Origin of the sequence: Stenotrophomonas sp. UBA7606 (assembly GCF_002477705.1) — a bacterium.
Taxonomy (GTDB): Bacteria; Pseudomonadota; Gammaproteobacteria; order Xanthomonadales; family Xanthomonadaceae; genus Stenotrophomonas.
The window spans coordinates 1-11,640 of the sequence record NZ_DLJW01000092.1; the positions used below are offsets into that span (position 1 = coordinate 1).

Below are 11,640 nucleotides of genomic sequence, written 5' to 3' on the forward strand. Positions count from 1 at the left end.
CGCCCCCCGCCTTCGCGGGGGAAGGCTCTTCGAGCACCTCGCCCGCGCCCCTGCCCCGCGTAGCGCGCGAGGCGTACGAACAGTCACGAGCCGTTGGCTCGTAAACGCCTGTTCTTAACGCAAGCGAAGAAGAGAGGGCAAACAGCAGCTGCCAAAGCCAACAAACCGTAGCCCCGGGTAAGCGCAGCGCGCCCGGGGCTCTTCACGCGGAACCCCGGGCACACCGGATCCACACCTACCCAAACTACCCCACTCAGTTCTTTATCTGCACGTCATCGATATACACATTGACGTCATACGCGGTATTGGCGTGATACAGCCATATCGCATCCAGCTTCACGCTGCTGGCGGTGATCGCACCATTGCCGTCCACCCAGGCATTCCACTGCGCCGCATCGCTCAACGACCACGACACATAGGTCCAGGTGTTGGCCGTAATCGCCTTGCTGGTCGAACGCTCGGTACCATCACTGTCGTCGATGCCCAAGCCGACCGATGTGCCGCTGCCGCCACTCCACACCCAGAAACCCACCACGCCATTGCTGCGCGTCAACGCGGTATTGCTGGCCGGCGTGCCGCTGCCTGACAACAGCCGCACCGCCCATGCCGCGCTGCTGGCAGTGTCGTCCTTCAACAACACCCGCAACGAACAACTGCCGTTCTTCTGCGTGGTGCAATCGCGCGTTGCAGTGGATGCGGTGCTGATGCCGGTGGTGCTGCCCGAATAGCTGGGGCTGGTATTGAAATGGCCCACAGTGCTTTCAAAACGATCCAGATAAGTCACCGTACCGGTCCCGCCGCCACTGCCCGGGTTCAACAGGGCGTAATACTTGGACCAGTTCCAGTTGATGCCCGGGTCGGTATGGGTCTGGCCGCTGTAATGCTGGTGGCCCTTGATCTTGACGCTGGTCGCCAGCACGTTGATGCCGCTGCTGGACGCGCCGCTGTAGGCGCTGGTGCAGCTGATCGCGCTGTAGGTGCTGCAGAAGCTGCGCACCAATGCTGCCGATGACTCGTACATGGCATTGGTGTACCACGAGCTGTTGTCGATATAGCCCTCGTGCTCGATGCCCAGCGTATAACTGTTCTGGTTGCGCACATGCCAGGCGGTATCCGCATTGCGCACCATCTGCGTCACCTGGCCATCGGAGGAGCGGATCACGTAGTGCGCGCTGACCTGCGCGGAAGCATTCTTGAACCAGGAAATGGTGCCGGCATAGCTGCCCTGGGCGGTGTGTATCGTCACCGCGCTTACCGCTGCCGAGCGCGAGGCGGTGTAGTTGGAGGCCGAAGCCGCACTCCAGATCGCAGGGCCATAGTCGGTGCTCTGGATGCCTGCATCCAGTGCGGGTGCCGCCGATGTCTTCGATGCACTGGCGCTGCGCGCCTGCAAGGTCTCGCTGATCGGGTCCACCTGGTAGGCATCGGTTTCCACGCGGTCCTTGCTGACATCCAGCCGCACCATCGGTGCGCGCAGCGTGACCAGCTGCGGCGCATCGAAGGCCTGCTCCCAGGCGATTGCGCGCTCCGGCACCACGATGCCACGGTCGTTGACGCCGCGGTCCTGGGCCAGCAGCACGTCATAGGCAAAGCTGGTGCGCGCATAGTCATCGACCGCGCTGCGCGCGGTAACGCCTGCATCACGCGGCGCATAGCCGGCATAGCGCATCAGGGCCGCGCGGATGGCTTCCGGCGCCGGCGCGCCGGCCTTGGCTGCATCGGGGTGATCCTGACGGATCTGCGCATCCAGCAAGGCCGCTGCCGCGAGGATGTTGGTGGCCGCTTCGGTGCGCACCGCGGCGCTGGAAACGCCCAGCAGTTTGGCGGCCTCGCCCACCTGGTCTTCAAAGCCACCACCGGCATACAGGCCCATCACGCCCCACGACGGTGGCATGCGCAGGTGGGCATGGTCCTGGTCACTGGTATCGGGTTGCAAGGGCGACCAGCGGCTTTGCACATAGGCCAGCGATTCCAGCGTGCCACGCGGGATGCTGGGGTAGCGGCGGTAAGCCTGCTGGAAATAGCGCACATACATCGCCCGCAAGGGCAGCAGGCGCGCTTCTTCCATCTTCAACTGCATTTCCAACACCTGTTCAGTGTCGGCGGCCGGTGCCTTGATGGCGGTTTGGGCAAGTGCGGGAACAACTACGGCACTGGTGATGACGGCAGACAGCAGCACGGCGGTATGACGGTGCATCATCGGTAGGACCCCTAGCTTGGAACCCCCTGCACCCGTGTTTCTACCGTAGCGACGTTGCCGATGGGTGAAGAGCGGCATCAATCAGTGATCGCTGTCATGCCCTTGGTGGACGTGCGTCGCAGCTGCGCAGCATGCTGTGCGCGTGCAGCGCAGGTGGAAATCAGGCGGAAGCAGATTGAACCGTGCGTCGGCGCTCGAACCACCACAACGCGGCGGCGACGATCACGAAACCCAATAACCACGGCCAACGTGGGCCAGGGATGGGCAGCGGCGCGGTACGCGTAACGCCACCGCTCAACGCCAGGGTGGCTTCGCGCATCTGCTGTGCGTGCATGGCCGCAGCCTTGGCGGGGTCCAACAGCAGCAGGCTTTCCTGCTGCCCAGCGGCGTCGATGCGGTGCCAACCGGCATGCTGTGGCCAGGCGGCAACACAGCCACCGGCTGCGGGATCGGGCAGCAGCGCAGTGCGGCTTTTATCTTCGGCAATCACGCTTACCGGGGCCTTCAAACCACACAGGCTGATGCGCTCGCCACTCCATGCCCAGGCCGGCAGCGCCGGTGGGGCTGGGTTGGTGCTTGGCCTTGCCACGGCTGACAACACCTCATTCCACAGCTCGGCATGCGCGCCTGCATGCCCGGCCAGTACCAGCGCGTAGCTGTCGGTGATCGGCAGCAGGCCTACGCGGCCCAGGCCGAGGGCACGCCAGCCACCGATCGCGCTGCCGTCTGCCGCGACCAGCAAGGGCACCACGTCGGGGCTGCTGATGTCGATGTTGAAGCGCTCGACGCTGAGCGTGGTGGCGTCCTGTCCTTCATTGGTGGAACCTTGCAGGGCTATCGGTCGGGTCTGGTCGCCACCGCGTACCTGCAGGCCCCACTCGCGCAGGGCGCGGCGTGCATTGCCATCCAGCGCGCCGCTGGTGCGCACCAGTACGCCCAGACCAGCACGGACTGCCGCGCTGATTGCGTTGCGCTGCGCGGCAGACAGGGCCGCAAGCCGACGCTCGTCCAGCACCAGCAGATCAAGGCGTGCAAGCGTGGCTGCATCCAGCGCCGCCGGTGCATCGCCCAGTTGCAGGCCGCCACCTACCAGCATGCTGGTTTGTACGTTGGCGCCAATATCGGTGGCCCAGCGCTGGAGGTACTTCAGCTCCGGCCCGGGCGCGCCGGCCAGCAGGCGCAGGGTGGGCGCGGTGATGGCGCGCACGCGCACCGGCACCGGCAGTTGGTCCAGCACCTGGCCGCGCTCATCGAGCACACGCAGGGCAAACAGCACGTCGCCCGCATCGCGCGCACTGGCGCCGAGCGTGACGCGGCCAACCTTGTCCGGCGCGGCGATGGCGACGCGATGGCCGGCAGGGTCCAGCAGTTCCACGCGTGCGCTGGGCAGGCCTTGCACACGGGCATGCACGTTGAAGCCGGCACCCGGTGCGAGCAAGGGCGGCGCCTGCAATTCCACCAGGCCACGCGGCGCGGCGTTCGGCAGGAAGCGCACCGCCGGCAAGGCCGCATCGCGATCGCGTGCGGGTAAGCCCTGGCCGACGATCACCACGTCGCGCGTGCCCGGGTGCTGGCGCAACGCGGTTGCCAGGTCCGGTACCGGCGTTGCGCCGCGCAATGCCGGTGCTTCTGGCAGGCGTACAACGGCCTCGGCAGGCACGGAAGCCAGTGTTGTGGCATCCGCGCCGGCGCTGGCTACCAGCAGTGTGCCGGCATGGCCGGGGCGCGCGGGCGGTTGCAGGGTGAAATACAGCAGCACGGCGGCAAGCAGCTGCAGCACCAGCAGGGCAGCCAATCGGGGCACAGACGGGCGTGGTGCCAGCGCAAAGCGCAGGCTGCCAAGCAGTACGGCAAGCACGATCAGCAGCAAGGGCAGCCAGGACATCATCGGGCGGGCTCCGTCGGCATGCCGAGTGCTTCAAGGTAGCGGCGTCCGCCGGCATCGGCGGCGTTGCGGCGTGCTGGCGGGCCTTCGGCGCGCCGCAATGCCGGCCACAGCTGGTCGCGCAGCTGCTGCCGGCAACGCTGGCAATCGGGCTGCTGGCGCAATGCATCGATGGCGGCTACGACATCCAGCGGATCGGGCACGGCATCGGGATGGGCGTCCAGCCAACGCGTGAGTGCATCCAGATCGACGGCCTGGGTGGGCGCGGCCAGTGCCTGCCAGGCGCTGGCAACCACGCCGTCGGCGGCAGGCCGTGCCGCCAGTTGTACACCGCGATTGCCCAGGCCATCGCGTTTGCCGGTCATGCGTCGGGCCATGTCGATGGGCGGCAGTTCGCTGCCTACGCGCGCCAGGTAGATGCGTTCGGCCTGCTGCACCTGCTTGATGAAACCCAGCGCCTTGTAGGCGTAGGGCAGCGCCTGATCCGGGTGGCCCTGGCGCAGATGGCCCTCGGACTGCCACATCTGGTCGAGCGCGGACTTCAGGATGGCGCGGGTCTGCGGGTCCAGCAGGGTGGCGGCTTCGGCGTGGTCGTGGGTATGGCCGTACTCGGACAGCACGTCGGTGGCGCTGCCGAATACCGGCGCGCTGCCGTTGCTGCCGCCATGGTCGTGGCCGTCATCGTCGGTGTGATCGGCATGGCTGTCGGCGGTGGGCGCATCACCGGTCGGCAGGTCGCCAGTCGGTGGTGGCTTGGCACCGCCTTCGGCTTCCTCGCCGAGGAACTGGCCGTAGCGCAGGCGCAGGATGCGCTGGTCCACGCCGATTGCATCGGCGCGCTTGGTGTAGGTGTCGGCGTCCAGGCTGCCGCGTTGTTTCAGCAGGGCTTCGGCGTCGATGATGATCTGCCGCTGGCTGCGGAAGTAGGCCGGCATCACCTTCTTGATTGCGCCTTCCAGATCGCTGGCCTGCACCTGCTGCTCGCTGGGCAGGCGCAGGATCAGGCTGGCGCTGCGCGCCTCCTGTGGCTGCGGGCTGCGGTTGTCACGCACGGTGAGGCGCGCAACGACTTCGTCGCCCGGCGCCAGCCCAAGCGCAGCCAGATCGGCGCTATAGGCAAAGCGTCGCGCCGTGGCCGGGCCGCTGCCGCCCAGGCTGAGCTGGCGTTGCTGGAAGCTGATGTTCTCGCCCGTGCCTTTGGCGGTGGTGATATCCAGCGTTGCGGTGTTGTTGACGCCAAAGTCGTCGCTGGCCTCGAAGCGCAGCTGCCAGCTGCGTTGGCGCGGTGCGGCCTGGTTGAGTGTCTGTGCCGGCTCGATCACCTTCACCTGCGGTGGGCGGTCCACCACCACCTCCAGCCGATAGGCGCGGCCGGCCTCGGCCATGGCCGGGCGTGTATGGATGCGGTACAGGCCTGCGCGCTGCACTACGTGGCTGCCGCGCCAATCGTCACCATTGCGCTGCAGGGCCACGCGTCGGCCATCGTGGAACTGCAGCCATGCCTGTTGTGGCTGTGGCGAAAACTGCAGGCGCCATTGCAGCTGGCTGCCTTGCAGGGCACGCGCATCGAGTTTTTCGCCCGCGCTTGCGGCCTGGCCGCTATAGGCGGGCGGTGTGACCTGCAGCCAGCTGCCCCGCAGTACCGGTGCGGTGCCATGTGCGGTGTGCTCGGTCGTTGCGGTGCCGGCATCGGTGCCGGTCATGCCCGCTGCGCGTGGCCATAGCAGCGCGGCGCTGGTCAGCAGTATGGCAACCAACCAGCACAGCACCACCGCGCGCCACGGCCAGCGTGGGCGCAGGTCCGGTGGATCGCGCTGCAGTTGTTGCTCGACGTGGCGGCGCTGACGTTGTTGCAGCGGATTGAGTGCATCGCTGGCGGCGAACAGCAGGTCGGCGCTGTCCTGCAGCTGCGGATGCTCGTTCAGGCGTTTGATCAGCCAGCGTGTATCCAGGTGGCGGGCGCGCCACATCGCAACGGCGGCGACCAGCAGTGCCGCGCCGGTGCCGATGATGTAGGCCGCGTCCAGCCCAAGCATGCGCGCCACCAGCGTGGCTACCGCCAGCGCCACCGGCAGGCCGGCTACCAGGGTGATCAACAGACGGCGTCTTCGTGCCGCCTGCAGCAGCTCGCGCGCCTTCATGGCGGGCCCCGGCGGCGCGGTGCGCTGGCCAGCCAACGCTCAAGCAGGAACAGCAGGGCGATGGCCAGCAGCAGCCAGTGGCTCAGTTCGGTTGCCGCCTGCGGGTAGGCGGCAGCGCCGGCCTGCGGCTGCATGCCCGCCGCCAGGGCGCGTCGCGGGGTGTTTGGCGGCTGCACGATGGCGCGCAGCTGCGCGGGGAAGTCGGCTTCCAGCAACACCGGCAGGGTGGAGGCCTGCAGCGGTGCGGCCCAGCGCAGCCACTGCCCCTGCGCGCTGCTGATCTGTTCCAGTACCAGCGTGCCTGCAGCATCGCGCCACAATGGCGTGCGTTGTGCATCTGCAGGCACCGGCGTGCGTGCGTCCACCAGCAGCGGACTGCCGGCCTGCAGCTCGGCGAGCACGCTGGCGGGCAATGGCTTGGCCGATAGCCAGAGGTGCAGTGCCTGTGTGTCGGTGAACGCGGCATCGTCGCCTGCGGTGTCGGGCTTGGCGGCATTCCAGGCGCTGGCCAGCGCGTTGAGGTAACGCAGCCCTTGGCTGCCGACCGCGTCATGGCGAATCTGCAGGCGCGGTGCTGGCGGTACCGTTGCCGTGCTCGTTGCCGAGGCCTGTTCGATTACCTGCCAGCGCACCGCGCGTGAGAGCTGCACGCGTTGTGCATCCAGCCCATCCAGCACGGTGGGCACCACCACGGTAAGCGGGGCGTCGGCTGGCAGGCTGGCATCCAGCTCACGCAGCAGGCTGGCGATAGGCTGCGATGGCGTTGGTGCGCTGTTCTTGTCGATTCGCGGGAAGCCCGGCGCCAACCACAGCCACTGCGCATCGGTTGCAGCCACGGCCGCTTGCGCGGCGGCGACGTCCAGGCCCGGCAGCACCGCGACGCGGGCCTGTGTGTCGGCCACGCCGGTCAGTGCCGGCCGTGCCAGCAGCACGGCGAGCAGGGCCAGCAACAGCAGGCGCAGGAGCAGCAGCGGCCATTCGTCAAAGCGGATGCGGCGGCGCGGCCGTGGTTTGGCCGACAACCAGCGCAGTGCAGCGAAATCGATGATGCGCTGTTCGCTGCGCCGGGCAAGATGGATCAGCAGTGGCAGCAGCAAGGCGGCCAAGGCGATGAAGCCCGCCGGGAACAACCACAGCAGACTCATGCGCCACTCCCTGCGCGGCGGCCAAACAGGCGCTGCAGGGGCGCGTCGATGGCCTCATCCAGATAGCCGGTGTCATGGCGGATACCGGCCGCCTGCAGGCGCGCATCCAGTACGCGCTGTGCTTCCCTGAAGCGGGCAACGTACTCGGCGCGCACAGCGGCGCCATCGCTGAGCAGCTCGTCACCGGTTTCCGGATCGCGGAAGCGGTGGCCGTCGCCGAATGGGAAATCCCGTTCCTCCACGGTCAGCAACTGCAGGTGCACCACATCGCGGCCGGCCTTGGCCAGGCGCTCGGCCAGCTCAACACCTGCGGCATCAAAGCCATCACCGATCATCACCACCAGATCATTGCTGGCGATGCGTTCCCACAAGGGCGACAGCTTCTGCTGTGGCGGCCATTGCCCCGCCGCACGCAGCGCATGCAACTGCAGATGCAGGCGGTCGCGCTGGCGCAGGCCATTGCCGGCCGGCAGCAACTGCACGTTGTCATCGCCCAGGGCAATCAGGCCGAAGGCATCGCCTTGCTGCAGGGCCAGCTCGGCCACGCAGGCCAGCACTGCCTTGGCCGCATCCAGCCGCTGCCAATCCGGCCGTGCGCGGTCGGATTGGCCCATCGAGGCGCTGCAGTCGAGCAGCAGCCAGACGGTGACCGGGCTTTCGCGCTCGGATTCGCGCACGAAGAAACGGTCCGAGCGCGCATAGAGTTTCCAGTCGATCTGGCGCAGTTCGTCGCCGGGCTCGTAGGCGCGGTACTGCGCGAACTCCAGCCCGGCACCACGGCTGCGGCTGGCATGCGCACCGATGCCGCGGCTGCCACTGGCCCGCTGCGGCCACAGCCGCAGGCTGCGCAGGCGACTGCGCACATCGGCGGGTATCAGCGGTGGTGTGGGAGCGGCCATTTGGAACGTAGTGTCGATCAGGCAGGGAACGGCACCGCGCGCAGCAGGGCGGCGATCACGTCATCAGCACTCTTGTGCTCGGCCTCGGCGGCGAAGGACAACAGCAGGCGATGGCGCATCACCGGTGCAGCCAAGACCTGCACATCTTCGCGGGTGGCGGCAAAGCGGCCCTGCAACAGGGCGCGCGCCTTGGCGGCCAGCACCAGCGATTGGCCGGCGCGCGGGCCGGCGCCCCATTTGATCCAGTTGTTCACTTCGGCCGTTGCGCCATCGCCGGGGCGGCTGGCGCGCACCAGACGGGTGATCCAGCTGAGCAGGTCGGGGCTGATGTGCACATCACGCACGGCGGCCTGTAGTGCTTTTACGGCGTCAGCGTCCATCACCTTGGGCACGGCGCCGCTGTGGCTGCCGGTGGTCTGGGCGAGGATGTCGCGTTCTTCCGCCTCGCTCGGGTAGTCGACGCGGACGTGCAGCAGGAAGCGATCGAGCTGGGCCTCCGGCAGCGGATAGGTGCCGGCCTGCTCGATCGGGTTCTGCGTGGCCAGCACGAAGAACGGCGAGGGCAGGGCGTAGGTGGTGCCGGCGTAGCTGACGGTGCGCTCCTGCATCGCCTCCAGCAGCGCGGCCTGGGTCTTGGGCGGGGTGCGATTGAGTTCGTCGGCCAGCAGCAGGTTGGTGAAGATCGGGCCCTGCTGGAAGCGGAATGCGCGCTTGCCGGTGCCATGGTCTTCTTCCAGCAGCTCGGTGCCGAGGATGTCGCTGGGCATCAGATCGGGGGTGAACTGCACGCGCCGGAACTGCAGCTCCAGTGCCTGCCCGAGCGAGCGTACCAGCAGGGTCTTGCCCAGCCCGGGGGCGCCTTCCAGCAGGCAGTGGCCGCCGGCCAGCAGGCCGATCAGCAGTTGTTCGACAACGGCGTGCTGGCCGACCACGGCCTGTGCGAGCGCGCTGCGCAGCTCGCTCAGGCGCGGCAGCAGGGAATCGACATCGTGGCTGGGATCGGGGGCAGTCATGCGGTCACCTGTGGGGTCAATGCGTCAGTGCGTACATCACGATGTTCACGCCGAACTTGGTGTTGTCTTCGGCCAGGAAGCGTTTGTTGCGCCAGTCGTAGTCCCATTCGCAACCGTAATCCTTGTTGCTGTAGAGCACGCCCAGCCGGCCATCGATCTCGATGCCCTTGAGGTAGTCGTGGACCAGGTCATCACCCCAGCCATTGAGTTCGAAACCGGTGGCCGGTGGGCCCTCGGGGAACTTGAAGAAGCTGTTGTAGATGGCGTGGGTGTTGGGCAGCTTCTTCATCGCGTTGGCGCCGAAGATGCTGCGCATCTGTGCTTCGAAGGAAGTGGCGAACAGGCCGTCGATGTCGTGGTTGCAGTCATCGACGAAGACGAAGCCGCCGTTGCGCACATAGCGCTCGAAGTTGCGCCGCTCTTCGGGGTTGAACTCGACCAGCTTGTGCCCGGCCAGGTAGCAGAACGGCGCGGCCAGCATCTTCGGGTCGGACAGGGCGATGACGTGTTCCTTGGGGTCCACGCGCAGGGTGGTGTAATCGACCAGCGAGGTGATCAGGTTGGACGGCATGCGCGCGTCCACATCCCAGTCACCGGAGTCGTAGCGCAGGCGGGTGAACCAGAAGTCGTAGCGGCTGGCCTGCGCCCGCGCGATGCCCGGCAACGCAGCGCTCACCGCGCCGCCCAGCAGCAGGTGAAGGAATTGCGCTCGCGTCAGACGGGGTGAGGACAAAGCAGGGGACTCGAATAAAGCCCCTCTCCCATGGGGCGAGGGGTTGGGGTGAGGGAAAGGGCGAAGCCTGATGCGGTTGCTTACCGCAGCGCTTCGCGCCCGACCCTCATCCGCCCTTCGGGCACCTTCTCCCGGCGGGAGAAGGGAAATCAGTTACACCGCATCCGACAACGACGTGAAGGTAAAGTCACGCAGCTTCATCGGCGGAATCATCATCACGAAGCTGGACTCATCACCGGCCACACGCACCGGCTTGCCCAGTTCATCGATGTTGTTGAGCATGATCACCGGCGATTCGTTGAAGCGGAAATTCTTCACCGGGTGCTTGATCTGGCCGTTCTCGATGTAGAACGTGCCGTCACGGGTCAGGCCGGTCAGCAGCACGGTCTGCGGGTCGACCATGCGGATGTACCAGGTGCGGGTGACCAGGATGCCCTTCTCGGTGCCCCGCACCAGCTCGGCGATCGACTTGGTGCCACCGCTCATCAGCAGGTTGCCGGCATTGGCGCTGGCGGTCTTGCCCTGCTTCTGCGCCCAGTAGCGCGAGTAGTCCAGGTTGGCGACCTTGCCGTTCTCGATGATGGCCATGCGCTCGCGTGCCATGCCCTCGCCATCCCACGGCAACACCGGCGCTTCCGGATGCCACGGGTCGGCGTACAGGTTCACCTTGGGGTCGTAGACCTGCTCGCCCAGCTTGTTGCCGCCGCCCTTCCTGGACAGGAAGCTGCGGCCTTCGTCGGCCGAGCGGGCGCTGAAGAAATTCATCATGAAGCTGATCAGGCCCGCGGCGGCGGCCGGCTCCAGGATCACCGTGTACTTGCCCGGCTCCAGCGCCTTGGCCTCGGCCGATTCGGTGGCCTTGCGCTTGGCGATCTCGATGTCCTGGTCGGCCCTGAAGTCCGATGCGTCCTTCAGGTTGCGGCCCACCCAGCCCGAACCGCGGCCGTCCTCGGTGCGCACGGTGCAGGTGTAGTTGAAGTTGGTGCTCTTCTGGTAGCCGAAGTTGCCGTTGCTGTTGGCGATGGCGACGAAGCCGTTGCCGTCCTCCAGGAAGCCGGCGGCGACCAGACCATGGCCGCGGCACGGGGCGATCGAGTCGGCCGCCACCTTGGCGCGGAACTCCGGGTCGATCGCGGCGGTGGACGCGCTGAAGGTCGGGCTGGCGGTGTACTGCTGCTTGCCGATGGCCGGCACGAACTCGGGGTTCTCCGGTGCCAGCTTCGCAAGGTCCTCGGCGCGGCGGACCACGCGCTCCAGCGAGGCGTCATCGAACTCGTTGATCGAGGCGGTGCCCACGCGCTTGCCGAAGGCCACCTGCACGGCCAGTTCGGCATTGCTGACGATGCCGCTGGTGGAGACGTTGTTCAGCGCGAAACGGATGTTGCCATCGACCGAGCCGGCCAGCGTGGCGGTGCATTCATCGGCCTTGGACAGCGCGATGACCTTGTCCAGGATGGCCTTGGCTTCCTGTTCGGTGAAGATGCTCATGGTTCTCGAAGCTCCTTGACGATCAGCCGAGGCTGCGCGCGGTATTGATGACGTTGATGCCGTCGAAACGGGCGGTGGACGAGCCATGCGACACGGCCGAGACCTGGCCCGGCTGGCCCTTGCCGTCGAAGAACGA

The 11,640-nt window shown here is 67.0% G+C and carries 8 protein-coding genes; all 8 read right to left on the reverse strand.

Features of this window, described 5'->3' with window-relative positions; translation table 11 throughout:
• Positions 1 to 253: 253 nt before the first annotated feature.
• On the reverse strand, positions 254 to 2,200 hold the full coding sequence (locus B2527_RS11650; protein WP_293712402.1) for an N-acetylmuramoyl-L-alanine amidase: 1,947 nt from the start codon (positions 2,198 to 2,200) through the stop codon (positions 254 to 256).
• Between the two features lie 160 nt (positions 2,201 to 2,360).
• A complete protein-coding gene (locus B2527_RS11655; RefSeq protein WP_293712404.1) occupies positions 2,361 to 4,085 on the reverse strand; it encodes a carboxypeptidase regulatory-like domain-containing protein in 1,725 nt (574 codons plus the stop codon).
• Positions 4,085 to 6,226, reverse strand: a complete 2,142-nt coding sequence (locus B2527_RS11660; RefSeq protein ID WP_293712406.1) for a hypothetical protein — start codon at positions 6,224 to 6,226, stop codon at positions 4,085 to 4,087. Before B2527_RS11660 ends, B2527_RS11655 begins: the two co-directional genes overlap by 1 nt.
• Positions 6,223 to 7,371 carry a BatA domain-containing protein gene (locus B2527_RS11665; RefSeq protein WP_293712409.1) on the reverse strand — a complete coding sequence of 383 codons (1,149 nt, stop codon included), beginning with the start codon at positions 7,369 to 7,371 and terminating at the stop codon, positions 6,223 to 6,225. The genes B2527_RS11660 and B2527_RS11665 overlap by 4 nt, the downstream gene beginning before the upstream one ends.
• Positions 7,368 to 8,270: a DUF58 domain-containing protein gene (locus B2527_RS11670; RefSeq protein ID WP_293712411.1), complete on the reverse strand. Its 903-nt coding sequence runs from the start codon at positions 8,268 to 8,270 to the stop codon at positions 7,368 to 7,370. The genes B2527_RS11665 and B2527_RS11670 overlap by 4 nt, the downstream gene beginning before the upstream one ends.
• 17 nt (positions 8,271 to 8,287) lie before the next feature.
• Positions 8,288 to 9,283, reverse strand: a complete 996-nt coding sequence (locus B2527_RS11675) for an AAA family ATPase (protein WP_293712413.1) — start codon at positions 9,281 to 9,283, stop codon at positions 8,288 to 8,290.
• A gap of 16 nt (positions 9,284 to 9,299) precedes the next feature.
• A complete protein-coding gene (locus B2527_RS11680) occupies positions 9,300 to 10,001 on the reverse strand; it encodes a DUF4159 domain-containing protein (RefSeq protein ID WP_293712417.1) in 702 nt (233 codons plus the stop codon).
• A 168-nt stretch (positions 10,002 to 10,169) separates the two neighbouring features.
• Positions 10,170 to 11,504 carry a TldD/PmbA family protein gene (locus tag B2527_RS11685; protein WP_293712415.1) on the reverse strand — a complete coding sequence of 445 codons (1,335 nt, stop codon included), beginning with the start codon at positions 11,502 to 11,504 and terminating at the stop codon, positions 10,170 to 10,172.
• Between the last annotated feature and the right edge of the window lie 136 nt (positions 11,505 to 11,640).

Coding starts and splice junctions, on each gene's coding strand:
- B2527_RS11650 (WP_293712402.1), bottom strand. CDS start 2,200: ATGATGCACCGTCATACCGCCGTGCTGCTGTCTGCCGTCATCACCAGT.
- B2527_RS11655 (WP_293712404.1), bottom strand. CDS start 4,085: ATGTCCTGGCTGCCCTTGCTGCTGATCGTGCTTGCCGTACTGCTTGGC.
- B2527_RS11660 (WP_293712406.1), bottom strand. CDS start 6,226: ATGAAGGCGCGCGAGCTGCTGCAGGCGGCACGAAGACGCCGTCTGTTG.
- B2527_RS11665 (WP_293712409.1), bottom strand. CDS start 7,371: ATGAGTCTGCTGTGGTTGTTCCCGGCGGGCTTCATCGCCTTGGCCGCC.
- B2527_RS11670 (WP_293712411.1), bottom strand. CDS start 8,270: ATGGCCGCTCCCACACCACCGCTGATACCCGCCGATGTGCGCAGTCGC.
- B2527_RS11675 (WP_293712413.1), bottom strand. CDS start 9,283: ATGACTGCCCCCGATCCCAGCCACGATGTCGATTCCCTGCTGCCGCGC.
- B2527_RS11685 (WP_293712415.1), bottom strand. CDS start 11,504: ATGAGCATCTTCACCGAACAGGAAGCCAAGGCCATCCTGGACAAGGTC.